The sequence below is a fragment of the Streptosporangium sp. NPDC053982 genome (assembly GCF_055585205.1).
Map to the genome: position 1 here is coordinate 41,962 of NZ_JBVJKQ010000026.1, position 23,114 is coordinate 65,075.

The window sequence follows — 23,114 nt, forward strand, 5'->3', positions numbered from 1 at the left end:
GCGGAACGGGCCTTTCCGAACCGGGAGCGCCGGGAGACGGCGCGCGGGTCAGCGGCCGGCGAGCTCGTCCACGGCGGCCCGCAGGTCCGCGCCGGTGATGGTGGTCAGCTCCTCGGCGCTGGCGGTGCCGTCGAGGGCGGCCAGCCGGACGTCCCGGCACATCGCGGCGCGCTCGAACAGCGAGCGGGCGAACCGGCCGTTGCCCAGGCCGTCGATCAGGCCGTTGTCGCAGACCCAGGTGAAGACCTCAGACAGGTCCCGCCGGGCGGCCTCGTCGAAACGGTCGCCGGCCCGGAGGGCGAGCAGCTCGGCGATCTCGGCGAGCTCGCCCGGCGCGTAGGAGGGGAACCGCACCCGCTGGTTGAACCGGCTCGCCAGGCCGGGGTTGGTCGCCAGGAAGCGGTCCATCTCGTCCTCGTAGCCGGCCAGGATGACCACCAGCCGGTCGCGGTCGTCCTCGGCCCGCTTGAGCAGCGTCTGCACGGCCTCGGCGCCGAAGGCGTCACCCCCGGCGTAGCCCGGGTTGACCAGGCTGTACGCCTCGTCGATGAACAGCACCCCGCCGAGCGCCCGGTCGACCAGCTCGTTCGTCTTGATCGCGGTGGCGCCGAGGTGCTGTCCCACCAGGTCGGCCCGCTGGGCCTCCACCACGTCGGGCTGGGCGAGCAGGCCCAGCGCGGCGAAGATGCGGCCGACGATGCGGGCCACCGTGGTCTTGCCCGTGCCGGGCGGGCCGGTGAAGACGAAGTGCCTCATCTGCGGCGGAGTCGGCAGGCCGCGCTCCTGGCGCATCCTCGCCACCCTGAGCTGCGCGGTGATCGCGTGCACCTGCTGCTTGACCGGCTCCAGGCCGGCCATCCGGTCCAGGTCGGCGAGCGCCTCCTCCAGGCTGGGGGCCGCCTGGTAGCCGCGGTAGCGGGCGGTCAGCTCGTCGAACGCCTTGGCGACGTCGGCTGAGGTGACGGTGACGAGGTCCTCGGTGGTCGGCGCGCCTCCCGCGCCCACCACGCGCACGTCGCGGGCCTGGGCGGCGGCCTCGACGAGGCTGCGGGCGAACCGGGCGTTGCCCAGCTCGTCGACCAGCCCGCGCCGGTGGACGTCCTCGAACCGGGCGAGCAGCGCGGGCGCGGCGTCCGGGGCCGTCCGGTCGCCGCGTCCCCGCTGCAGCAGCTCGGTGATCCGCAGCAGTTCCTCGGGCGCGTAGCCGGGGAAGTGGATCCGGCTCGCGAACCGGCTGGACAGCCCGGGGTTGGACGACAGGAAGGAGGCCATCTCCTTCTCGTAGCCGGCCAGGATGATGATCAGCCGGTCGCGGTCGTCCTCGGCCCGTTTGAGCAGCGTCTGCACGGCCTCCGCGCCGAACCGGTCGGGCTGGCCGTCACCGGAGTTGATCAGACCGTAGGCCTCGTCGATGAACAGCACCCCGCCGAGCGCCCGGTCGACCAGCTCGTTCGTCTTGATCGCGGTGGCGCCGAGGAACTCCCCCACCAGGTCGGCCCGCTGGGCCTCCACCACGTACGGGGTCTCCAGCAGGCCGAAGGCGTAGAAGATCTTCGCGACGGTCCGGGCGACACTGGTCTTGCCCGTGCCGGGCGGACCGGCGAACACGAAGTGGCGCATCGGCGGCTCGGTCGTGTATCCGGCCTCCCTGCGCAGCCGGGCCGCCTCGATCGAGGCGGCGATGGACCGCACCTGCTCCTTCACCGGGGCGAGGCCGATCATGGCGTCCAGCTCGCCGAGCGCCTCCTCCACCGAGATCGGCGGCGGCGCGGTACGGCCGGCGGACGCGGCGGCCGGCGGGCCTCCCTCCCTGCCGCGGAGCCGCTCGGCCCGGCCGGCCCGTTCCGGCCGCGCGTGCCCGTCGGCGGCGTCCAGCGCGGCCTTGGCCCGGCGCGCCTGGACGAAGCGGTACACCAGCACCGCGGCGGCCGCGCCGTAGGCGGCCCACACGGCGACGCCCGGCATGGTCAGTCCGGCGGCGACGGCCACCACCCCGGCCGCGGCCAGGGCCATGAGCGTGGTCATCCACGGGGGGACCCAGCGGATGACGTGCGCCAGACCGGCCACGGGCAGCGCCAGCAGCATCATCCCGGTCGGGGCCAGGGAGGGTCCGAAGACGAACCCGAAGATCGGGAGTGCCGGCAGCATCCAGGCGGCCACGACCGCCACGGTGGCGGCGGCGCGGGGGTAGCGCAGGGCCAGTGACACGAAGCCGAGCAGGGCGATCGTGACGGGCAGCACGGTGAGGAGGGACCAGCCCATGCCGAGCGCCAGCCCGGCCGCGGCGACCAGGACCGCGACGTGGATCAGCCGCCGCACCGGAGGGGGGAGGCGGAAGTATCGCATCCGCACCTGCTCGAACGCGTCACGTGCCGCCGCGCGTCCCGCCGGCCGGGCCATGTCGGGTTCCCGCATCACGCCTCCCCGGTTTGCCACCCGGTTATACCGCACCGGACAGACGTTCGCGCGTGCCTGGGCGTCGCGCCACGCCGCCGTTCGGTCATGATCGGGTGAAGCGGTAGGACCGGATGAACCCCACGATCCGGGCGGCGGCCTCCTGCCCGCCACGCGTCACGGCAAACCGGCAGGGAAATCTCACCGTCCGGCAAGCCCGCGTGTGCGGGCCCGGTGTCCGGCCGGTGCGGGCCCGGTATCCGGCGCGGATCCGATGTCCGGCCGGCGCGGACTCGATGTCCGGTCGGCGCGGGCCCGAGTCCAACCGGTACGGGCCCGGTGTCCAGCCCGTACGGACTCGATGTTCAGCCGGCGCGAGCCCGGCCCCGGTGGCGTCCGGGGAACTCGCCGACCGTGACGTGCTCGGGGGTGACGCGCAGCACGCCGGCCTCGGGGTCGCCGACCGCGACGCCGCGCACCTCGACCCAGAACCCGCGTTCGACGGGGTCGGCGGCGAAAACCGCCACCCGGGGATCGCGCTCGGCCGCCTCCCAGGCGTCCTCCCCGGCGACCAGGCGCAACTCGCCGCCCGGCCCGATCGCGCCGACCGCGCCGACCGCGAGCGCGCGGGGCCCGCCGGAGGCGGCGCAGGCGAGCACCACCTCCCGGGCGTGGACGAAGGCACGGCGCACGTCACCGCTGAGGCCGACCGGGGGCCCGGCGTCACCCGGTAGCCGGCCGTCACGACCGTCGTGCATGATCAGGGACGCCCGCCAGGGGCCCGGCGACCCCTGCCACCACGCCCGCGCCGACCGGACGGCGAACACCGCCGCGAACACCGCCAGGGCCGTCACGGCGCACCACCAGGCCAGATCGCCCACCCCGCCGCGCCCGTACCCGGTGATCCGGACGGCCGCCGCGACGACGGCGAGCGCCGACCACATGCGGCCCGCCACCAGCCACAGGGTCACGTCGGCGGCGCGCCGGGCCGTACGGTCCCCGCCGGCGGCGGCGAACTGGGCCAGAGCGGCGACCGGCCGTCCCCGCCACGCCTCGGCCAGGACGCGCAGCACGAACACGGCGACGCCGTTGAGCAGGACCGTCCCGGCCAGGACGGCCCACGCGCCGTCGAAATCCCCCGCCGCGGACCGGGAGACCGCCCGCGGCAGGGTGGCGACCGCCGCGACGTAGGCGGCGAGCGCGACCGGGGTCACCGACACGGACACCGCGAGCCACACGTCCCTGGCGAGCATGCCGGGGACGTAGGACCAGAGCCTGACCCGGCGGGCCTGGCGGAGGGTGATCGCCACGACGGCCGCGAGCACCGCGCCGCAGCCGATCTCCGCCCAGGTCACCAGGCCGGCTCCGAAGGCCGCGACGGCCGCCGTGACGAGCGCCGCGGCCAGCAGCAGGCGGGTCTGCCGGGCCCACGACTCCAGGGCCCGCCTCGCCCGCCCGGTCTCGCGCGGATCCACCGGCCACGCCGGGTCGTGGTGGTCCCGGGGGCTCTCCCAGCGAAGCAGCGCCAGGCCCAGGCCGACCCTCGCCCCGGGGTGCCCGTCCAGCCGGCGCAGCGCCTCCCGGTAGGAGTCCCCGGCCGCACGGTGCTCGCCACGCAGCAGAGCGAGGTCGCCGACGAGGACGTGGGGGTCGGGCTCCTGCGGCGCGTAGCGCACGGCCCGCGCCGCCTGCGCCCTCGACTCCCGCCAGCGGCCGGGCACGTGCCGCAGGGCCGCCCCCAGGCGCAGCCGCGCCGTCCAGGACCCCGGAGCCAGCCGTACGGCCTCCTCCGCGGCGGCGACGGCCTCGGCGAAGCGGCCGAGGCGCTCGAACGCGAGGCTGGCCAGGCGGTAGCCCCACCCTGCCGCGTACTCGGCGCCCGGGTCGCGCTCCACCGCCCGGCGGGCGGCCTCCAGCGCGGCCTCGGGCCGGTCCTCGGCCAGGTGCCACGCGGCCAGGGCGCACCACTCGCGCGGGTCACAGGGGTCCGCCGGCGGTGGGGTTCCGTTCTCCGCGGATCTCGTTCTCACCGGCCGCGACCTCCGGGGGTCCGGTGGGTGTCGTGTCTCTCGCCGGGCTCGCCGCGGGTTCCGCGCTCATCGGCCACGATGGCCATGATCTGTGCGGAGGCGGCGTTTGCCTAGACGGCGGCCACATGCCTGTATCTCTCTAGAGAGGTGGCGCGCGCCGGTCCGCCCCACGCCGGTGCGCGCGGCCGCCGCGGGCGTACCGCCGTGAACCGATAACCTCGATGCCGACTCAATCAGTGCCCGACTTCGCCTAAGCTGCGTCGCATGTTCGTCCAGGCCGGCAAGACCCCCCGCCGCCGATGAGCGCCATGAGGGTCGCGGTGGCGCCCTCGCGGCGCGAGGGGGGTCGGCGGACGGGCGAGCCGAACCGCTGGTCGGTCCTCGCCCTCCTCTGTTTCAGTCTGCTGCTCATCGCGGTGGACGCCACCGTCCTGCACATCGCGGTCCCGGCGCTGACCGCCGCGCTGGAGCCGAGCTCGGTGGAACTGCTGTGGATCATCGACGCCTACTCGCTGGTGGTCGCGCCGCTGCTGCTGACCTTCGGCACGCTCGGCGACCGCCACGGACGCAAGCGCCTGGTGCTCGCCGGTTACCTCGTCTTCGGCGTCGCCTCGGCCGCGGCGGCCTTCGCGCCGACCCCGCTCACCCTCATCTCCGCGCGGGTGCTCCTGGGCGTCGGCGGAGCCATGATCATGCCGGCCACGCTGTCCATCATCCGGCAGGTCTTCACCGACCGCCGGGAGCGCGCGCTCGCACTGGGCGTGTGGAGCGCGGTCGCGGCGGCCGGGGCCGCGGTGGGGCCGGTCATCGGCGGTCTGCTCGTCGAGCACTTCTGGTGGGGCGCCGTCTTCCTGATCAACGTGCCGATCCTGCTGGTGCTGCTGCCCACCGCCGCCAGGCTGCTGCCCGAGTGCCGTCCGCGTGACCCGAAGCCGTGGGACGCGCCCAGCGCGCTGCTGTCGGTGCTGGGCATCCTCGCGCTGGCCTTCGGGCTGAAGGAGGCGGGCTCGGGCCATCCGGCCGGGATCGCGGCGTTCGTCTGCGGGGCCGGGCTGCTGGTCTGGTTCGTGCGACGGCAGCGAAGGCTGGCGTTCCCCCTTCTCGACCTCGATCTGTTCCGGCGGCGGGCCTTCTCCGTCGGCGTGGCGGCGGTGCTGCTGGCCGTCTTCGCCCTGGTGGGCCTGGAGCTGATGCTCGCCCAGTACCTCCAGCTCGTGCTCGGCGACAGCCCGCTCGGAGCGGCGATCCGCATGCTGCCGCTCATGGTCGCCGCCGTCTGCGGCGGGCTGGCCGGCGCTCGGCTGCTGCGCTGGTTCGGGCTGCGCGCCACGATGAGCGGCGGGCTCGCGCTGACCGCCCTGTCGCTGACGCCCCCGCTCACCTGGGGTACGGAGGCCCATCCCCTGGTCCTCGCGCTCTGCTTCGTCGGGATCGGCTTCGGTATCCAGGTCACCCTGCTCGCCGCCTCCGACACGATCATGTCGTCCGCCCCCGAGGATCGCGCCGGCGGCGCCGCGGCGATCGAGGAGACGGCCTACGAGCTGGGCGCCGGCCTGGGCGTGGCGATCCTCGGCACGGTCACCACCCTCGTCTACGCGCCTTCGCTGGCCCGGGTCCCGGGCGTCCCGCCCGCGCTGATGGACCAGGCCCGCCAGTCGCTCGCCGCCGCCGCGCACGTGGCGCGGGAGGTCGGCGGCGGCACCGGCACGGCGCTGCTGAACGCCGCCCGCGCCGCCTTCGTCTCCGGCCTGCACACCACGGTCCTGGTGAGCCTGCTCCTGCTGGCCGGCACCGCCGCCGCCGTGGCGCTGCTGGTGCCGCGCGACCGGCGGGACGACTCCGGCTGAGCCGGCCCCGGGGCCGCGAGGCCGGTCGGGGAGAGCCGGCCGGACCGGTCAAGGAGGACGGACCGGGCCGGAGAGGCGTTTTTTCCGGCGGCACGCCGGGCGTTTGAGAAACCCGTTCGCGGTCAGCTATGGGCATGAACGCGGAATCTCCCCAGAATGAGGAACCGTGCGACAAACCCTCCGCGATCTCGCCGCTCTGGCCGCCCGGCTGGGAGTGGGCGGGATCTTCTTCGCGAACGGCTGGCACAAGCTGGAGGCGGGCCTGACCGCCACCAACGACCAGTTCACGTCCCTCGGGGCGCCCGCGCCCGGAGCCTGGGCCGCCGCGACGATGCTGATCGAGCTCGTCGGCGGGGTGCTCCTGGTGGCCGGGCTGGCGGTTCCCGCCTGCGGTCTGGTGCTGTTCGCCGAGGCCGTCGCGGTGTTCGTCGTGACCACCGGCGAGCACGGCCTGCCACTGACCGGCGGGGACGTCAGCCTGGTGATCGCGCTCGGCGCCGCCTCCGTCCTCCTCGCGGTCGTCGGCGCGGGCCGCCTGTCGGTCGACCACCTGCTGGTGATGAGGCGGCGGGAGGCCGAGGCCGCCCAGGACTTCGCCGCCGAGACCGAGGCCGACGACGTGATCGCGGCGCTGCGCGAGCCGGAGTCCGCCCGGGGCGCCGGGACCGCCGGAACCACCGCCGGAGCCGCGGGTTCCGCGGACGCGGGAGACGCCGGGCCGGCGGGGACGGGGCGCGGGCCGGCGCCCGGCGGGGACACCGCGGAGTTCCCCGCCCGGCAGCGGGCGCACCCGTACGGGGACACCGGGGACACCCGGGACGGCGGGAACGCCGGAGAGACGGGAGGGACCACCGTCGGCGGGGACCCGCCCGGCACCCGGGAGAAGACCCCCGGACCGGGAGGCGCCGCGGATCCGCGTGACGTCCCGGGCGGAGGTGCCGGCGGCCCCTCCGGAAGTCACGACGTCCTGGTGGCCCGGCGGGACGAGCCCCGGGGAAACTGAGCGGCCCCGTCCGATGTGCTCTGTGGAAGGATGCGGCGGACAGTCCGTCGTGTCCGGATACAAGGAGTTTCGATGATCCGCCGCTGGAATCCCGACGTCGTGGCCGCCCCGGCCGGCCGCTACAGCCACCTCGCGGCGGTGCCCGAGGGCCACGAGCTGGTGATGATCTCCGGGCAGCTCGGCGTGCTGCCGGACGGCGCCCTCGCGGGCCCGGACGCGGAGTCACAGGCGCGGCAGGTCTACGTCAACATCGAGCTGCTGCTCGAATCGATCGGCGCGACGCCGGCGCACCTGGTGAAGGTGTTCACGATGGTCGCGGGGACCGAGCACCTGCCGGGCTGCCGCGCGGCGATGGGAGAGGCGTTCGGCAGGTGGTTCCCGGACGGCGACTGGCCCGCCCAGTCGCTGGCGGTGGTCGCGGCCCTGGCCGCCCCCGAGTTCGCCGTCGAGGTGGAGGCCGTGGCCGCCGTCCCGCGCGCCGCCGGACGCGGCTAGCGGAGGTCCTCGCCGGGCCGGGGACGCGGGTCGCGGGGACACCCCGGGATGAGAGCCTCGGCCCGGTCCTGGGCGGCGAGGACGTCGTCGCCGTGCTCGAACGCCCACTCCCCGAACGCCCCGATCAGCGGCACCAGGCTGCGGCCCAGGTCGGTCAGGCCGTACTCGACCCGCGGGGGCGCCTCCGGGTAGGCCCGCCGTCCGACGAGGCCGTTGTACTCCAGCCTGCGGAGCGTCTCGGTGAGCACCTTCTGGCTGATCCCGCCGATCCCCCCTCGCAGTTCCCCCGGCCTGCGCGGGCCGGAGCGCAGCGCCCACAGCACGACGGCGTTCCAGGTGTTGCCGATCAGGTCGAAGGCGAGCCGGGCACGGCAGTCGGCGAGGAGCACGTCCACGTCACCGATTATGCCGCCGCCGTCGCGCACCGAACGGTGCCTTACGGCTTGCCTATGGTCGTTCCCACCGGCCCGCGGCGCGGAGCCGGGCCGGACGGCGCGCGGGCCGGGTCGTCACCTGGTCCACGGGCGCCGGCCACGACGGCATGACGACATGGGGAGGACGGATGCGCATCGGCATCCTCGGGGCGGGCAACATGGCCGACGCCCTCGGCACGCAGTGGGCCCGCGCGGGCCACGAGCTCATGGTGAGCGGCCGGGACGCGGCGAAGGCCGCGGCCCTGGCGGAGCGTCTGGGACCGGCGGCCCGAGCGGGCGCCTGGGCCGAGGCGGCCGGGTTCGGGGAGGCGGTGCTGCTGGCCGTACACGCGGAGGCGGTGCCCGACGTCCTGGCGGCGGCCGGCGCGGCGGACGGGGCGTTGCGCGGGCGCGTGCTGATCGACTGCACCAACTCCGTGGTCCCCGGGAAGTTCGTCCTCGCCGCCGAGGGCGGCCCCTCGATGGCCCGGCGCGTCGCGGAGATCGCGGTCGGCGCCCGCGTCGTCAAGGCGTTCAACCTCTGCCACGAGGACGTCTGGCGGATGACGCCGCCCGTCTTCGACGGCGAACGGCTGGCCGTCCCGCTGTGCGGGGACGACCCCGGCGCGCTCGCGACGGTACGGTCCCTGGCCGAGGACCTGGGCTGCGAGGCCGTCGAGGCCGGCGGCCTGGACCGCGCCGGGCTGCTGGAGGCGACGATGGCGTTCATGGTCGGCCTGTGGTTCCGCGGCGCGGACGCCCGGGCGGTGCTGCCGCCCGCGCGGTACGCGTTCGGCGATCCCGCCGCGGCCACGCGCTGACCCGGGCGCGGACCCCGCAGCGGCCACGCCGATCCGGACGGAGATCCCGCCGCGACCGGCTCCGGCTGTGGTCCCGTCGCGCCGATCCGGACGGCGGTCTACAGGCCGCGCTGCTGGGCCGGGACCCCGACCCGGTCCACGATCGCCTCGGCTCCCTCCTGCCGGGCGCAGTTCGCGCAGCAGTACCAGCGCCCGTCGGCCTCCACCCCGTGCCCGACGATCCGCACACCGCAGTGCTCGCAGACCGGCGCCATGCCGCTGATCGCGCACTCGAAGCTGTCGAAGACGTGCACGGCCCCCTGGGCGTGCACCTCGAAGCACATGTCGTAGTCGTTGCCGCAGACCTCACACCGAGCCATGTCTCCCCCCGAAAACCGGCGGCGTCCTCGCCATGGGTCTACCCGGCCGGGGACGGCCTCAGACGAAGCCGGTCGAACGTTGACCCGTCATCGCGGGACCGGAGTCAGGCGGGGGCATGCATCCCGGAGGCGACCCGCATCCCGAAATCGCCCTGCGTCCCGGGGGTGGCCGCGGGCCGGGTGCGGAAGACGACGACCGAGTCGGGAGGCTCGGGATGGCAGACGGGGCAGCCCGGGTCGCTACAGGCCACGGGGCACGCACCGCGCCCGCACCAGTGCTCGGAGGCGGTCTCGCAGGCCGCGGCGTGGACGGGGGTGGGCTCGATGACGTTCACTTCACCCCCGCCCTTTCGCGTCTCCGTCATGGTAAGTCAACACGCGCCGCGCGAGGGGGCGCAATCATCACCTTCCCCGGCCCCCTCCGGGTTTCCGTGCCTTTCCGGGTGCTCCGGCGGCGGCTCCGACCGGCGGATGTCACACACTCGAAGGGTGTCCCGTCCTCCATGTGTGAAGACCGATGAAGATCTCGCCGCCGAGTTCGCCGCGATCCGGCCCCGCCTGGTGGGCGTGGCCTACGGCCTGCTCGGCAGCCTCGACGAGGCCGAGGACGTGGTCCAGGAGGCGTGGTTCCGGTTGGGCCGCGCCGGCCGCGAGGAGATCCGGGACGTCACGGGCTGGCTGGTGGTCACGGTCTCCCGGCTCGCGCTGGACGTGCTGCGCTCGGCGCGGGCGCGCCGGGAGGAGTACGTCGGACCGTGGCTGCCCGAGCCGGTGGTGGGCGGGGGCGACCCGGCCGACCGGGTGACGCTGGACGAGTCGATGAGCATGGCGATGCTCGTCGTGCTGGAGTCGCTCAGCCCGGCCGAGCGCACCGCGTTCGTGCTGCACGACGTGTTCGGGATGCCGTTCGACGAGGTGGGCCGGACCGTGGGGCGCTCACCGGCCGCCTGCCGCCAGCTCGCCGCCCGGGCGCGCCGGCACGTCGCGGCGCGGGCGCCCCGGTTCGAGGTGGACGCCGCCGAGCACCGCAGGGTGGTCGAGGCGTTCGCACGGGCCGGTTCCGGGGACGACATCGGCGCGCTGATGGAGCTGCTCGACCCCGGCGTGGTGCTGCGCAGCGACGGGGGCGGCCTGGTCACCGCCGCCAGGCGGCCCGTCCGCGGCGCCGACCGGGTGGCCCGCTTCCTGATCGGGATCACCAGGCGGTACGGCCCCTCCCGCGGGTTCGCTCCGGTCGCGGTCAACGGCTGGCCGGGGCTGCTGCGGTTCCGGCGGGGCGCGCCGCACGGCGTCTACACGCTGAACACGGCCGGTGGCCGGATCACCGAGATCTACATCGTGATGAACCCGGAGAAGCTGAGGAGCATTCCATGAAGGAACGGATGGACATCGCCGAAGTCGCCCCCGAGGGCTACCAGGCCATGCGGGGCCTGGAGAAGTACCTCAACGGCAGCGGCCTGCCGAGACCCACGCTGGAGTTGGTGAAGGTGCGGGCCAGCCAGATCAACGGCTGCGGCTTCTGCGTGGACATGCACAGCCACGAGGCGAAGCGGGCCGGCGAGAGCGACGAGCGGTTGTTCTCGGTGGCCGCCTGGCGGGAGACGCCGTACTACACCGACGCCGAACGGGCGGCCCTGGCCCTGGCCGAGGAGGCCACCCGGCTCAGCGACCGGGCGGAGGCGGTGCCGGACCACGTGTGGGAGGAGGCCGCCCGGCACTTCGAGCCGCCGCTCCTGGCCGCGCTCGTGATGGCGATCTCGACGATCAACGCCTGGAACCGGATCTGCGTCACCACGCGTAAGGTCGCGGGTTCTCTTCGCAACCAAAGCGGTTGATGCGGAGGGTCTCCCGGGGCTAGGTTGGCTCGCACGGGCTTTCCGTGCGAGCCGGCCTTTTACACCGGCTCGCGGCGGGGAATGCCGGGTGATATCGGACACACCAGGCGTAAAGAAAAGGGGGGCGGACCATGCGACGCAGCAAGACCATCAGGCCGCGTGACCGGCGCCGCCGCACCGTCGGCACCGAGCCGGACCTGCGGACCCCGTCGGGCCGCATGCTTCCTTATTGAACGTCCCTTTACAGTGGTTTTACGCGGTTCTCTGTAAACAACTCGCGTAACGGAATCATCACGCCGGGGGGCTGTTCAATGAGGAGACTTGCGGTCGTGCCGCCTCAGGTCGCACGGCTCAAGATCAGGGATATCCGTTCCGCGAAGGACCGCGGGCCCTCCAGGGACGCCAAGGTCGTCGACCTCCGCGCCTACGCCGGACGCAACGTCGTGCTCTTCCCGCGGACGAGCGGCCCCACACCGGCGGCCTGATCCGTCCGAGGGGTGGCGGGGTTCCCGCCGAGACGCAGCGGAAGACCCGCCCGGGGCGGGTCTTCCGGCTTTCCGGAGCCGTTTCCCCTGGACCGTCCTTCCCGAGCCGTCCCTCTCGGGCATTCCTCACGAAGGCGTCCCTCTCAGGCCGCCCCTTCCGGACCTTCCTTGCCGAGGCGCCCTCCTCACGCCTTCCTCGCCGGAGCGTTCCCTCAAGCCGCCCTCACCGGGGCGTCCTTCCGAGGCCGTCCTTCCAGGACCGCCACGGACCGCCACGGATCACCACGGATCACCCCGGCATCCGAGGCCACGCCACCAGTAATAGAACGGAAGATTATGTTCCGTGACTATAGTGGAAGGGTGGAGACGACGACCCCGGCCCCCATGAGCGGCCGCAAGGCCCAGGCCGCCCGGAACGACCAGGTGATCCTCGAAGCGGCGCGGGCGGTGTTCGTCGCCGACCCCGGCGCCCCGATCTCGGCGGTGGCCGAGCGGGCAGGGGTGGGCATCAGCGCGCTCTACCGCCGCTACGCCGGCAAGGAGGACCTCCTGCGCAAACTCTGCTCCGACGGGCTGCGGACCTACATCGCGGAGGCCGAGACCGCCCTGTCGAACCGGGACGACCCGTGGGAGGCGCTCGCCGGTTTCATGCGGCGCATCGTGGACGCCGACGTCCACTCCCTGACGATCAACCTCGCCGGCACCTTCACCCCCACCGAGGAGCTAGGGCGCGAGGCAGCCCGCGCCGGCGGGCTCGCCGAGCAGGTATTCGACCGCGCCGCCCGGGCGGGCGTCCTGCGGCCCGGTCTGAACACCGCCGACATGTCACTGATCTTCGACCAGCTCGCCGCCCTCCACCTCGGCGACGAGGAGCGGACCGCGCAGATACGGCGCCGCCATCTCACCCTGATGCTGGACGCTCTGCGCCTGACCTCCGCCCCTCCCCCGCCCGGCCCGCCGCCGACCGCCGAGGAGGTCACCCGCCGCTGGACGACCGGCTGACCCGGGCGGCGCCGGTCCGCTCTCGCCGGGGGCGAGCGCGGCCAGGTCCCGCCGGGCCGGACGGCGGCCGCGGTGTCCATGAGGTCGATCAGGTGACGCGGGCGGCCGCCGAGCGGTTCCGGCCCGGTGGCGGGTAAATCGATTCGCTTATGTAACAGCGCTGTTGTATTTTCGGGAGCCTTGCCCGGCCGTGCCGTCACACCGTACGGCGCACCGTCGAAGGGAACCCGACATGACGCAGCCCCCCGCCCCGATCGAACCCCATGACCACGGCATGCTCGACGTCGGCGACGGCAACCTCGTCCACTGGGAGGTGTACGGCAACCCCGGGGGCAAGCCCGCCCTCGTCGTGCACGGCGGCCCGGGGGCGGAGTCCGCACCCCGCCACGCCCGCTCCTTCGACCTGGAGCGCTACCGGGTCATCCTGTTCGACCAGCGCGGCTGCGGGCGCAGCACCCCGCACGCGAGCGACCCCGCCGCCGACATGAGCGTCAACACCACCGAGCACCTGCTGGCCGACATGGAACGGCTGCGCGAGCACCTGGGCGTCGACCGCTGGCTGCTGTTCGGCGGCTCCTGGGCGTCCACGCTCATCCTCGCCTACGCCGAGCGCCACCCCGAACGGGTGTCGGAGATCGTCATCCCCGCCGTCACCATGACCCGGCGCTCGGAGACCGACTGGCTGTACCGGGGCGTCGGCCGGTTCTTCCCCGAGGCGTGGGACCGGTTCCGCACCGCCCTCCCCGAGGCCGACCGCGACGGCGACCTGGTCGCGGCCTACGCCCGGCTCATGGAGCACCCCGACGCCGAGGTGCGGGCCAAAGCGGCGGCCGACTGGCTGGCCTGGGAGGACGCGGTGATCTCCACGGAGCCGAACGGCAGGCGGGGCGCCTACAGCGACCGGCCGTCCGACGCGATGCTGGCGTTCGTCCGGATCTGCTCCCAGTACTTCGCCCACGGCGCCTGGCTGGAGGAGGGTGTGCTGCTGCGCGAGGCGCACCGCCTGGCCGGGATACCCGGCGTGCTGATCCACGGCCGCCACGACCTCGGCAGCCCGGTCGGCACCGCCTGGGAGCTCGCCCAGGCATGGCCGGACGCGAAGCTGATCGTCATCGAGGACTCCGGCCACACCGGCAGCGACACCATGCGCGACGAGATCCGCGCCGCGCTCGACCGCTTCGCCACGCGGTGAGCCCCGGGTGACCCCCGGCGACCGTTCCCGCTCACGGGGTGGCGCGGAAGGCCCTGCGGTAGGCCGACGGGGAGGTCCGCATCGCCCGGGTGAAGTGATGGCGGAAGGTCGCCGGGCTGTCGAACCCGACCGCGGCCCCGACCTCCTCGACCGGCACGGCCGTGGACTCCAGCAGCGGGAGGCTGGCCGCGATCCGCTGGGACGTCACCCAGCGCAGCGGGCTGGTGCCGGTGCGGCGGCCGAAGTGCCGGACGAAGGTGCGCTGCGACATGCGGGCGGCCCGGGCCAGGGCGCCGACGGTGATCGGCCCGGTCAGGTGGTCCAGCGCCCAGCCCATCGCGGCGGCCACCCCGTCGTCCTCCTCCGCCGGGACCACCGCGGCCTCGATGAACTGCGCCTGCCCGCCCTCCCGGTGAGGTGAGACGACCAGCCTGCGCGCGACCGCGTTGGCCACGCCCGGCCCGTGGTCCCTGCGGACCAGGTGCAGCAGCAGGTCCAGCCCGGCCGCGCTGCCCGCGCTGGTCAGCACGTCGCCGCCGTCCACGTAGAGCACGCCGGGATCGACCCGCACCCGGGGGAACCGCCGCTGCAGCAGCCCGGCGTACCTCCAGTGGGTGGTGGCCTCCCGCTCGTCCAGCAGTCCCGCCTGGGCGAGCGCGAACGCCCCCGAACAGATCGACACGATCCGGGCGCCCCGGGCGTGCGCCGTCCGCAGCGCCGCGACCACCTCCGGCGACACCGAGCCGGAAACGTCCGGCACGGCCGGGACGACCACCGTGCCCGCGTCGGCCGCGACGTCGAGGCCGTGTGCCGCCCGCATGGTGAACCCGCCGGCGATGCGCAGGTCCGCACCGCTTTCGGCGCACACCGTCAGCTCGTACCAGGGGACCGCCAGCTCGGGCCGTGGAAGGCCGAAGATCTCCACGACGCAGCCCAGCTCGAAGGGAGCCATGCCGTCGAAGGCGAGCACCGAGACGGTACGGCGGGCACCCCGGCGCTCCATCGGAATCGGGAACGGCATGGCGGGATCTTAGCGGGGAACGGCATTCGTGCCACTGTCGGACCCCGAGCCGCGGACGCCATCATCGTGCCCGTCCCCTTCTCGTCCGGTCGCGCCCCTCGCCGGGCGGGTACCGACGTCCACAGAAAGGATGCCGAATGTCCGTCTCCCCCTCCGCCGCCACAGCCGCCTCCCCCGTCACCTCCGCCGTCACCGCGGTCCCCGCCGCCGGCCGGGCCGCCGCATCGGCCCACTTCGCGAACCGGCTGGCGTTCGAGACCGACGTGTCCGACGTCGCCGCGGACCTGGCCTCCGGAGTCCCGGGCATCGTCGTGGTGGACTCGCGCAGCGCGGAGAGCTGGGCGCAGGGACACGTGGACGGCGCGGTCCACCTGCCGACCGCCGAGATCGCCCGCCGGGCCGCCGAGGTGGTGCCGGCGGGCGCGACCGTGGTGACCTACTGCTGGGGGCCGGGCTGCAACGGCGCCACCCGCGCCGCCCTGGAGTTCGCCAGGCTGGGCCACCCCGTCAAGGAGATGATCGGCGGATTCGAGTACTGGGTGCGGGAGGGGTGCGCCGTGGCGACGGCGGCCGGCGTCTCCCGCCGCCGGCCCGACCCGCTGACCGCTCCCGTCTCCGGCGCCGCCTGCGCCTGCTGATCCGTACACCGCTCACCCGCACGAGGGGGGCGGGGGGGGGGGGGGGGGGGGGGGGGCGGCCCCCCCCCCCCCCCCCCCCCCCCCCCCCCACCCCCCCCCCCCCCCCGGGGGGGGGGGGGCCCCCGGCCCGCCCCCGGCCCCCCCCGCCCCCCTGACTCCGCGAGGAGGTGCCGCGATCAGCTGCAGCCGCTGGTGGAGCCGCAGCCCTCGCAGACGTAGCAGCTGCCGGCCGGGCGCATCTTGGTGCCGCAGGTCATGCAGAGCGGCGCGTCGGCGGTGCGGCCCTGGTGGGACTCCAGGGAACCGCCGCGCTCCGGCCGGGCCTCGGCCGCGGGGACGTCCGCGGCGTCGGCGGCGCCGGTGCCCTCCCCGGGCCTGGCCTGCTCGATCGGCGCCGAGGTGGCCAGCTCGGCGATGACCTCGGCGGTGTGCAGCGCGGCCGGGTCCTCGCCGCGCTGCTGGGCGGCCCGCTCGGAGGCGGAGAAGATGCCCAGGGCCGCCCGCTCGTCATAGGGCAGGTGGTCCAGCGCCAGGCGGCGGAAGATGTAGTCCATCACCGAGGCGGCCATGCGGATGTCCGGGTCGTCGGTCATGCCCGCCGGGTCGAACCGCATGTTGACGAACTTGCTGACGTAGGTCTCCAGCGGCACGCCGTACTGCAGGCCGATGGAGATGGCGACCGAGAAGGCGTCCATGACGCCGGCGAGGGTCGAGCCCTGCTTGGACATCTTCAGGAAGACCTCGCCGAGACCGTCGTCGGGGTAGGACGAGGCGGTCATGTAGCCCTTGGCTCCGCCCACGGTGAAGCGGGTGGTGGTGCTGGGGCGCTGGTTCGGCATCCGGCGGCGGGTCGGACGGCCCACCTCCACGATCTGGACCTGCGGCTGCGCGGTCGGCTCGGCGGCCTGCCCGGCCGTCTTGTCCTCGGCCTTCTTCCCCCCGGCCGACAGCGGCTGGCCGACCTTGCAGTTGTCGCGGTAGACCGCCAGGGCCTTGAGGCCGAGCTTCCAGCCGGCCATGTAGACCTGCTCGATGTCCTCGATCGTGGCCGACTCGGGCAGGTTGACCGTCTTGGAGATGGCGCCGGACAGGAACGGCTGGACGGCGGCCATCATGCGCACGTGGCCCATGGGGGCGATCGCCCGCTCGCCCATGGCGCAGTCGAACACCTCGTAGTGTTCGAGCCGCAGGCCGGGGGCGTCCACGACGTGGCCGTTGGCGGCGATGTACTCGACGATCGCCTCGACCTGCTCCTCCTGGTAACCCAGACGGCGCAGGGCCCGCGGGATCGTCTGGTTGACGATCTGCATGGAGCCGCCGCCGACGAGCTTCTTGAACTTCACCAGGGCGAGGTCGGGCTCGATGCCGGTGGTGTCGCAGTCCATCATCAGGCCGATGGTGCCGGTGGGCGCCAGCAGCGACGCCTGGGCGTTGCGGTAGCCGTTCTTCTCCCCCAGCTTCAGGCAGTCGGCCCACTGACGGGTCGCCTCGGCGTGGAGGGCCTTGTCCATGGCGTCCAGCGTGCGCAGGTCGTCGTTGGCCGCGGCGTGCTTGCGCATGACGCGCTTGTGGGCCTCGGTGTTGCGGGCGTAGCCGTCGTACGGTCCCACGACCCCGGCCAGCTCGGCGCTGCGGCGGTAGGAGACGCCGGTCATCAGCGAGGTGATGGCGCCGGCGATGGCCCGGCCGCCGTCGGAGTCGTAGGCGTGGCCGGTGGCCATGAGCAGCGCGCCGAGGTTGGCGTAGCCGATGCCGAGCTGACGGTAGGCGCGGGTGGTCTCGGCGATCTTCTCGGTCGGGAAGTCGGCGAACGTGATGGAGACGTCCATCGCGGTGATGACCAGCTCGGTCACCTTCACGAAGCTCGCGACGTCGAAGGTCTCGTCGTCCTTGAGGAACTTCAGCAGGTTGATGCTGGCGAGGTTGCAGGAGGAGTTGTCCAGGTGGAGGTACTCCGAGCACGGGTTGCTGGCGGTGATGCGGCCCGTCTCGGGGCTGGTGTGCCAGTCGTTGATCGTGTCGTCGTACTGGACGCCCGGGTCGGCGCACTCCCAGGCGGCCTTGGCCATCTTGCGGAACAGGTCGCGGGCGTCGATCGTCTCGATGACCTCGCCGGTGAGACGGGCGCGCAGGCCGAACCGGTCGCCGTCCTCCACCGCGCGCATGAACTCGTCGGAGACGCGCACGGAGTTGTTGGCGTTCTGGTACTGGACGGAGACGATGTCCTTGCCGCCCAGGTCCATGTCGAACCCGGCGTCGCGCAGCGCGCGGACCTTGTCCTCCTCGCGCGCCTTGGTCTCGATGAACTCCTCGACGTCGGGGTGGTCGACGTCCAGGACGACCATCTTGGCCGCGCGGCGGGTCGCGCCGCCGGACTTGATGGTGCCCGCGGAGGCGTCCGCACCGCGCATGAAGGAGACCGGGCCGCTGGCCGTACCACCGCTGGAGAGCAGTTCCTTGGAGGAGCGGATCCGCGAGAGGTTCACGCCGGAGCCCGAACCGCCCTTGAAGATCACGCCCTCTTCCTTGTACCAGTCGAGGATCGACTCCATGGTGTCGTCGACGGCGAGGATGAAGCAGGCGCTCACCTGCTGCGGCGAGGCGGTGCCCACGTTGAACCACACCGGCGAGTTGAAGCTGAACACCTGGTTGACCAGGGCGTGCTTGAGCTCGTGGTCGAAGATCTCGGCGTCCTCGTCGGTGGCGAAGTAGCCGTTCTCCACCGCGGTCCTGGTGTAGACGCCCACCACGCGGTCGATCAGCTGCTTGAGGCTCCACTCGCGCTGCGGGGTGCCGACCGCGCCACGGAAGTACTTGGTGGTCACGATGTTGGCGGCGTTGACCGACCAGGACTCGGGGAACTCCACGCCCCGCTGCTCGAAGTTGATCGAGCCGTCCCGCCAGTTGGTCATGACGACGTCACGGCGTTCCCAGGACACCTCGTCGTAGGGATGCACTCCGGGGGTGGTGAAGATGCGCTTCATCTTCAGCCCCTTGCGCAGCCGCCTGCCCCCGCCCGCGGCCGTACCGCTGACCGTCTCCGTCATGACTTCCCCCTTCCGGGGCCCCGCCTTTTCGCGGAACCCACGAGTCGGACCACATCAACGCGCCGCTCTGGCCCCCGGCGCCCGGGGTTCGGATTCAGTTTCGGTCCTGCTTGGCGGAGCGTTCCGCGCGCAACTGCTCGATCTCGGCCTCGAAGTCGGCCAGGGTCTCGAAGCCGCGGTAGACGGAGGCGAACCGGAGGTACGCCACCTCGTCCAGCTCGCGCAGCGGGCCCAGGATCGCCAGCCCCACCTCGGGGGCGGCGATCTCGGCCGCTCCCGTCGCGCGGATGCTCTCCTCCACCCGCTGGCCCAGCTGGGCGAGGGAGTCCTCGCTCACCGGACGCCCCTGGCACGCCCGCCGCACCCCGGCGATCACCTTGTCCCGGAAGAACGGCTCGGTGACCCCGCTGCGCTTGCTGACCATGAGCAGGACGGTCTCCTGCGTGGTGAACCTGCGGCCGCATTCGGGGCACGTGCGCCTGCGGCGGATGGCGCCGCCGTCGTCGGTGGACCGGCTGTCGATGACCCGCGTGTCCGGGTGACGACAGAACGGACAGTGCACGCGGGTCGCCTCCTTGGCCTGCAGGTGGCCCGCGCCCTGTGTTTCGCCTCGTGTTTCCCGCAAACCCCATGGCAGGGGCGCGCGCGCACGTCTTCCAGGGGTCGAAATGCGGTAACGAAAACACAATCTATGGTGAAGTTCACCGGTGGAGCCACTAGATGTTGTGGTCCAACGGTAGGAGGGTCCGACCATGAACGCAAGTCAGCCGGGCCCCGCGCGCCGAAGTCGCTGATCAGCGCGCCGACCCGGCGTGTCGCCCCCTCCTGCCCCGGCAGTCACGGCGGTAACACCCCCTATGCCCCTTTCGCCCCCACGCCCCACGAAGCCACCGCACCCTGAGGCCGCACCCTGAGGCCGCACCCTGAGGCCGCACCCTGAGGCCGCCGCGTCCCGGCGGCCGGGACGCCGGCCGCCGGGACGCGCGGTCACCCTCCGGGACGCGCCGTCACGATGATCACGGCGCCGCCTGCCGGGGCCCGGCGTCGCGGGCCGGGACCGACGAGGAGTCGGCGCACCCCGGATAGCCGACCCCGAGGGTCGCGTCGATGCGGGGACCGAGCCACAGCGCCCCCAGGGTGACGAGCGTGAGGACCGCCAGCACGACGGCCCTGCCCCGCCTGGTGAGCCGGACCGGCGCACCAGGGTATCGGACGTTCCCCGGCGGCCCGGGCCTACGGCCGGGCCGCCGCCGGGATCGTGGCGCCGCCATCTCCGCCGCGGTCGCCTTCATATTGACCACCCCCTCCGACCTGGTCGAACACACGTCGAGGAAAGATCGGCGAATCGAACACGATGTCGATCGAACTCCCGTACGATGTTGTACACCACGCCGTCGGTCATTTCGAGGAAGACTCGAACAGTTGTTTGAACATGATCTTCGACGGCGGTACGGTCGCTGTGGGCGACACGGGCAATGCAGACCGGGAGGCAAGGAGATCGCATGAGCGAGCACGACGAGAACGGTTCGGCCGTCAACGACCTGGCGGTGCGCAGACGTGACTCCCTCGGCCTCACCCCCAGGCAGCGGAAGATCCTTGAGGTGATCCGCGACTCGGTGCAGCAGCGCGGCTACCCGCCGTCCATGCGGGAGATCGGCGAGGCGGTGCAGCTCACCAGCACCTCCAGCGTGTCGCACCAGCTGACGGCGTTGCAGCGCAAGGGCTATCTGCGCCGCGACCCGCACCGTCCCCGCGCGCTCGAGGTACGCCTCCCCGGCGAGCCGGTGCTGTGGGTGGACCCGGACGCCGCCCAGGAGGGCGTCAGCCGCCCCACCGCGGCCTATGTCCCGCTCGTCGGCCGGATCGCCGCGGGCGGCCCGATCCTCGCCGAGGAGAGCGTCGAGGACGTCTTCGCGCTGCCCAAGCAGCTCGTCGGAGAGGGCACGCTCTTCCTGCTCCAGGTGGCCGGCGACTCGATGATCGAGGCCGCCATCGCCGACGGCGACTGGGTCGTCGTCCGCCAGCAGCCCGTGGCCGACAACGGCGACGTGGTCGCCGCGATGATCGACGGCGAGGCCACGGTGAAGACCTTCAAGCGCAAGGGCGGCCATGTCTGGCTGGTCCCGCACAACCCGAACTACGACCCGATCCCCGGCGACGAGGCGACCGTCCTGGGCAAGGTCGTCGCGGTGCTGCGCAAGCTTTAGACCCTTCCCTGGAGGAGCGGGCCCCGGTCTCCACCGGGGCCCGCTCCTTTTCACGGGCCCATCGGCCTCCGCGTCCTGTTCTTCCTCCCGCCGCCCCACGCGCCGTCACCGGATGCCGGAACGGCGGGCGCCGCCGTCCTCGCCACCGCCGTCCTCGGCACCGCCGTCCTCGGCACCGCCCTCACCGCACCCCGCCGCGCTGCGCGAGATGGCGGAGATACTCCACGCGATCGAGCGGGTTGCCGTCCGACCGCGCGCGGTGGGGAGGCGGGCCGGTGACCGGCCGGTCACCGGCCGGCCCCGACCACCAGATCCCCTCGCCCCGCGACAGGCCGGGAAGCCGGCGCTTCACCTCCCGCACCCTGCGCGCGGGGATGTCCCCCTTCAGCGACCACGTCTCCGGTCCCCCGGCGGAGGCCGCCGTCTCCGCCCCGTGCTCGGCGAGCAGTGCGGTGACCGCGCTCAGCGTGTCGGCGGGGATCTCCAGTTCGAAGGCGTGACACGGCTCGTGGACGCGGGTCCCGGCGGCGGCCAGCGCCCGCATCAGGACGAGCGGAGTGAGGTGCCGGAAATCCCCGGCCGTGCTGAGCGGAGGCGCGAAGCCCGTCCGGGTCAGGGTGACGACGCAGTCGATCACCGCCCAGCCGTGCATCCCCTGCCGGAGGGTGTCGCGGACGGCCTCCTCGATCGCCCGGTGGAAGGGACGCGGGAGCGATCCGAGCTCCACCTCCCGCCGGAAGGCGAGCCCCGATCCGGTCACGCCCGGCTCGACGCGCAGCCCGACGGTCGCGTAGAAGTCGTTGCGCCCGTGACGGCTGATCTCCTCGACGGCCTCCCCCGTCCCCGTCGGCCGCTCCAGGTACACCGTACGGCTCGGCTCGAAGACGGCCTCGACCCCGAAGTCGCGCAGGAGCATCGCCGCGATCACCTCCTTCTGGACCTCCCCGTACAGCAGCACCGAGGTCTCCCCCTCGGGGGTGACGTGCGTGTGGATGAGCGGATCCTGCTGGGCCAGGCTCAGCAGCGCGGCGTGCAGCCGCGCCTCCTGACCGGGCCGTGCCGGCCGGACGACGGTCTCCAGACCGGGCGGGGCGAAGCGCGGCCGCCGGGCGAGCCCGTACGCGGAACCGATCTGGTCTCCGACCCGCACCCCGGAGAGTCCCCATACCTTGGCGATGTCCCCCGCCGTCAGCCGGTGCGGTCCCTGCTCCGCGGAACCGACGACGCGCAGGACGGTGACCTGGCCGGGATGCTCGCTGACGCCACCGTCCGGTTCTCCGCGGTGGAGGGTGACGCGTTGCCGGGCGCGCAGCTCACCGGCGTGCATCCGCACGTAGGCGATCTTCTCCCCCGCGCCTCCGCGCTCGATGGCGAAGACGGTGCCGCGTGCACCGGTCCCTCCGGCGTCGCAGCCGGGCGGCAGCAGACGGGCGATCCCGTCGATCAGCGTCCCGACGCCCTGACCGGCCAGGGCCGAACCGAAGAAGACCGGGTGGAGCAGGCCTGCGGCGACCTGGGCGCGTATCTTCACCCCCAGCTCATCGGGCGTCGGAGGCGGGCCGTCGACGAGGGCCGCGAGCAGCGCGTCGTCGTTCTCGGCGAGGACCTCCGCCACCCGGGCGCGGAAACCGGGCTCGTCCAGGGAGTTCGGCGTGACGCGGACGGCGGGGGTTCCCGCCCGCCGGACGGAGCTCATCGGAACGACGTGCGGCGCCAGTCTTCGCCGGATGTCCGCCGTCGTCCCGTCGGGACGGGCGCCGGATCTGTCGACCTTGTTGACGAAGATCAGGGTTGGCAGGCGCATCTCCCGCAGCGTCCTCATCAGGACGCGGGTCTGTGCCTGCACGCCCTCCACGGCGGACAGGACGAGGACCGCGCCGTCGAGCACGCGCAGGGCCCGCTCGACCTCGGCGATGAAGTCGGAGTGACCGGGGGTGTCGATCAGGTTGATCCGCAGGTCGCCGACGCCGAAGGAGGCGACCCCGGAACGGATGGTGATGCCGCGCTGCCGTTCGATGTCACCGGTGTCGGTCTGGGTGCTGCCGCCGTCGACGCTGCCGAGACGGTCGATGACTCCGGTGTCGAACAGCAGGCGCTCGGTGAGGCTGGTCTTACCCGCGTCGACGTGCGCGAGGATACCGATGTTGATGGTGGGCACAGGCGGTCGAAGTCCTCGGGAGCTCTGGTCCTACAGGGCACTGTGAGATTCCGAAGACGCGCCGCATGCCGTGCTCCCTGTGATCGTCCGTCCTGTCGCCGCCATCCTGTCACCGATCCACCCGATCTTCGAGGCGATATCCGGGCGGGCCGGATCGCGGCTCCGGC

At 73.5% G+C, this 23,114-nt stretch carries 21 protein-coding genes; 11 read left to right on the plus strand and 10 right to left on the minus strand.

Going from position 1 to position 23,114, the window contains the following annotated elements; all coding sequences use genetic code 11:
* Positions 1-48: 48 nt before the first annotated feature.
* Together ACZ6W9_RS35110 and ACZ6W9_RS35115 are read right to left on the minus strand one after the other, a co-directional pair.
* Positions 49-2,415, minus strand: a complete 2,367-nt coding sequence (locus tag ACZ6W9_RS35110) for an AAA family ATPase (protein ID WP_470121623.1) — start codon at positions 2,413-2,415, stop codon at positions 49-51.
* Positions 2,416-2,759: 344 nt separating this feature from the next.
* Positions 2,760-4,424 (minus strand): hypothetical protein, encoded by a 1,665-nt coding sequence (locus tag ACZ6W9_RS35115; RefSeq protein WP_470121625.1) that lies wholly within the window; start codon positions 4,422-4,424, stop codon positions 2,760-2,762.
* A gap of 308 nt (positions 4,425-4,732) precedes the next feature.
* On the opposite strand from ACZ6W9_RS35115, the gene ACZ6W9_RS35120 reads away from it, so the two are divergent.
* From ACZ6W9_RS35120 to ACZ6W9_RS35130, 3 genes are all read left to right on the plus strand, one after another.
* Complete coding sequence (locus ACZ6W9_RS35120; RefSeq protein ID WP_389965288.1) at positions 4,733-6,271, plus strand: MFS transporter; 1,539 nt, start codon at positions 4,733-4,735, stop codon at positions 6,269-6,271.
* A 166-nt stretch (positions 6,272-6,437) separates the two neighbouring features.
* Positions 6,438-7,274 (plus strand): DoxX family protein, encoded by an 837-nt coding sequence (locus ACZ6W9_RS35125; protein WP_470121627.1) that lies wholly within the window; start codon positions 6,438-6,440, stop codon positions 7,272-7,274.
* Positions 7,275-7,346: 72 nt separating this feature from the next.
* Positions 7,347-7,769: a RidA family protein gene (locus ACZ6W9_RS35130; RefSeq protein WP_389965282.1), complete on the plus strand. Its 423-nt coding sequence runs from the start codon at positions 7,347-7,349 to the stop codon at positions 7,767-7,769.
* Here ACZ6W9_RS35130 and ACZ6W9_RS35135 read toward each other — a convergent pair.
* Positions 7,766-8,164 (minus strand): winged helix-turn-helix transcriptional regulator, encoded by a 399-nt coding sequence (locus tag ACZ6W9_RS35135; protein ID WP_389965279.1) that lies wholly within the window; start codon positions 8,162-8,164, stop codon positions 7,766-7,768. The two genes, ACZ6W9_RS35130 and ACZ6W9_RS35135, sit on opposite strands and share 4 nt — an antisense overlap.
* A 167-nt stretch (positions 8,165-8,331) precedes the next feature.
* Between ACZ6W9_RS35135 and ACZ6W9_RS35140 the strand changes: the two genes are divergently transcribed.
* Positions 8,332-9,003, plus strand: coding sequence for an NADPH-dependent F420 reductase (locus ACZ6W9_RS35140; protein ID WP_389965276.1), 672 nt, complete (start codon positions 8,332-8,334; stop codon positions 9,001-9,003).
* A 98-nt stretch (positions 9,004-9,101) separates the two neighbouring features.
* On the opposite strand, the gene ACZ6W9_RS35145 is transcribed toward ACZ6W9_RS35140, so the two are convergent.
* Both ACZ6W9_RS35145 and ACZ6W9_RS35150 read right to left on the minus strand, forming a co-directional pair.
* On the minus strand, positions 9,102-9,362 hold the full coding sequence (locus ACZ6W9_RS35145) for a hypothetical protein (protein WP_362942698.1): 261 nt from the start codon (positions 9,360-9,362) through the stop codon (positions 9,102-9,104).
* 104 nt (positions 9,363-9,466) lie between these two features.
* Positions 9,467-9,727, minus strand: a complete 261-nt coding sequence (locus tag ACZ6W9_RS35150; RefSeq protein ID WP_389965272.1) for a hypothetical protein — start codon at positions 9,725-9,727, stop codon at positions 9,467-9,469.
* Positions 9,728-9,869: 142 nt separating this feature from the next.
* Between ACZ6W9_RS35150 and sigJ the strand changes: the two genes are divergently transcribed.
* The 5 genes from sigJ (at position 9,870) to pip (ending at position 13,876) form a co-directional block, all read left to right on the plus strand.
* Complete coding sequence (gene sigJ, locus ACZ6W9_RS35155; protein ID WP_362942704.1) at positions 9,870-10,736, plus strand: RNA polymerase sigma factor SigJ; 867 nt, start codon at positions 9,870-9,872, stop codon at positions 10,734-10,736.
* A complete protein-coding gene (locus ACZ6W9_RS35160) occupies positions 10,733-11,197 on the plus strand; it encodes a carboxymuconolactone decarboxylase family protein (protein ID WP_389965267.1) in 465 nt (154 codons plus the stop codon). Before sigJ ends, ACZ6W9_RS35160 begins: the two co-directional genes overlap by 4 nt.
* A 329-nt stretch (positions 11,198-11,526) precedes the next feature.
* Positions 11,527-11,682, plus strand: coding sequence for a hypothetical protein (locus ACZ6W9_RS35165; protein ID WP_389965264.1), 156 nt, complete (start codon positions 11,527-11,529; stop codon positions 11,680-11,682).
* A 360-nt stretch (positions 11,683-12,042) separates the two neighbouring features.
* Positions 12,043-12,684 carry a TetR/AcrR family transcriptional regulator gene (locus ACZ6W9_RS35170; protein ID WP_389965261.1) on the plus strand — a complete coding sequence of 214 codons (642 nt, stop codon included), beginning with the start codon at positions 12,043-12,045 and terminating at the stop codon, positions 12,682-12,684.
* Positions 12,685-12,916: 232 nt separating this feature from the next.
* Positions 12,917-13,876, plus strand: a complete 960-nt coding sequence (pip, locus tag ACZ6W9_RS35175) for a prolyl aminopeptidase (protein ID WP_470121632.1) — start codon at positions 12,917-12,919, stop codon at positions 13,874-13,876.
* A 31-nt stretch (positions 13,877-13,907) separates the two neighbouring features.
* Here the strand turns inward: pip and ACZ6W9_RS35180 are convergent, their stop codons facing one another.
* Complete coding sequence (locus ACZ6W9_RS35180) at positions 13,908-14,897, minus strand: helix-turn-helix domain-containing protein (protein WP_389965255.1); 990 nt, start codon at positions 14,895-14,897, stop codon at positions 13,908-13,910.
* 137 nt (positions 14,898-15,034) lie between these two features.
* Here ACZ6W9_RS35180 and ACZ6W9_RS35185 point away from each other — a divergent pair, with 137 nt between their 5' ends.
* Positions 15,035-15,535: a rhodanese-like domain-containing protein gene (locus tag ACZ6W9_RS35185; protein ID WP_470121634.1), complete on the plus strand. Its 501-nt coding sequence runs from the start codon at positions 15,035-15,037 to the stop codon at positions 15,533-15,535.
* A 176-nt stretch (positions 15,536-15,711) separates the two neighbouring features.
* Here ACZ6W9_RS35185 and ACZ6W9_RS35190 read toward each other — a convergent pair whose 3' ends face one another.
* The 3 genes from ACZ6W9_RS35190 to ACZ6W9_RS35200 form a co-directional block, all read right to left on the minus strand.
* Positions 15,712-18,582 (minus strand): vitamin B12-dependent ribonucleotide reductase, encoded by a 2,871-nt coding sequence (locus tag ACZ6W9_RS35190; RefSeq protein WP_470121636.1) that lies wholly within the window; start codon positions 18,580-18,582, stop codon positions 15,712-15,714.
* A 94-nt stretch (positions 18,583-18,676) separates the two neighbouring features.
* Positions 18,677-19,144, minus strand: a complete 468-nt coding sequence (nrdR, locus tag ACZ6W9_RS35195; protein ID WP_389965246.1) for a transcriptional regulator NrdR — start codon at positions 19,142-19,144, stop codon at positions 18,677-18,679.
* Between the two features lie 454 nt (positions 19,145-19,598).
* Entirely contained in the window at positions 19,599-19,745 is a 147-nt protein-coding gene (locus tag ACZ6W9_RS35200; protein ID WP_470121639.1) for a hypothetical protein, read from the minus strand.
* A 339-nt stretch (positions 19,746-20,084) separates the two neighbouring features.
* Here ACZ6W9_RS35200 and lexA point away from each other — a divergent pair, with 339 nt between their 5' ends.
* On the plus strand, positions 20,085-20,789 hold the full coding sequence (gene lexA, locus ACZ6W9_RS35205) for a transcriptional repressor LexA (RefSeq protein ID WP_362942734.1): 705 nt from the start codon (positions 20,085-20,087) through the stop codon (positions 20,787-20,789).
* Between the two features lie 181 nt (positions 20,790-20,970).
* Here the strand turns inward: lexA and otr(A) are convergent, their stop codons facing one another.
* Positions 20,971-22,947: a tetracycline resistance ribosomal protection protein Otr(A) gene (otr(A), locus tag ACZ6W9_RS35210; protein ID WP_389965239.1), complete on the minus strand. Its 1,977-nt coding sequence runs from the start codon at positions 22,945-22,947 to the stop codon at positions 20,971-20,973.
* Positions 22,948-23,114 lie beyond the last annotated feature (167 nt).

Bases quoted from the DNA above. Each gene is read 5' to 3' on its own strand.
- ACZ6W9_RS35140 (WP_389965276.1), top strand. From the start codon at position 8,332: ATGCGCATCGGCATCCTCGGGGCGGGCAACATGGCCGACGCCCTCGGC.
- ACZ6W9_RS35145 (WP_362942698.1), bottom strand. From the start codon at position 9,362: ATGGCTCGGTGTGAGGTCTGCGGCAACGACTACGACATGTGCTTCGAG.
- ACZ6W9_RS35130 (WP_389965282.1), top strand. From the start codon at position 7,347: ATGATCCGCCGCTGGAATCCCGACGTCGTGGCCGCCCCGGCCGGCCGC.
- pip (WP_470121632.1), top strand. From the start codon at position 12,917: ATGACGCAGCCCCCCGCCCCGATCGAACCCCATGACCACGGCATGCTC.
- ACZ6W9_RS35185 (WP_470121634.1), top strand. From the start codon at position 15,035: ATGTCCGTCTCCCCCTCCGCCGCCACAGCCGCCTCCCCCGTCACCTCC.
- ACZ6W9_RS35190 (WP_470121636.1), bottom strand. From the start codon at position 18,582: ATGACGGAGACGGTCAGCGGTACGGCCGCGGGCGGGGGCAGGCGGCTG.
- lexA (WP_362942734.1), top strand. From the start codon at position 20,085: ATGAGCGAGCACGACGAGAACGGTTCGGCCGTCAACGACCTGGCGGTG.
- ACZ6W9_RS35160 (WP_389965267.1), top strand. From the start codon at position 10,733: ATGAAGGAACGGATGGACATCGCCGAAGTCGCCCCCGAGGGCTACCAG.
- ACZ6W9_RS35110 (WP_470121623.1), bottom strand. From the start codon at position 2,415: ATGCGGGAACCCGACATGGCCCGGCCGGCGGGACGCGCGGCGGCACGT.
- ACZ6W9_RS35180 (WP_389965255.1), bottom strand. From the start codon at position 14,897: ATGCCGTTCCCGATTCCGATGGAGCGCCGGGGTGCCCGCCGTACCGTC.
- ACZ6W9_RS35120 (WP_389965288.1), top strand. From the start codon at position 4,733: ATGAGGGTCGCGGTGGCGCCCTCGCGGCGCGAGGGGGGTCGGCGGACG.
- ACZ6W9_RS35150 (WP_389965272.1), bottom strand. From the start codon at position 9,727: ATGACGGAGACGCGAAAGGGCGGGGGTGAAGTGAACGTCATCGAGCCC.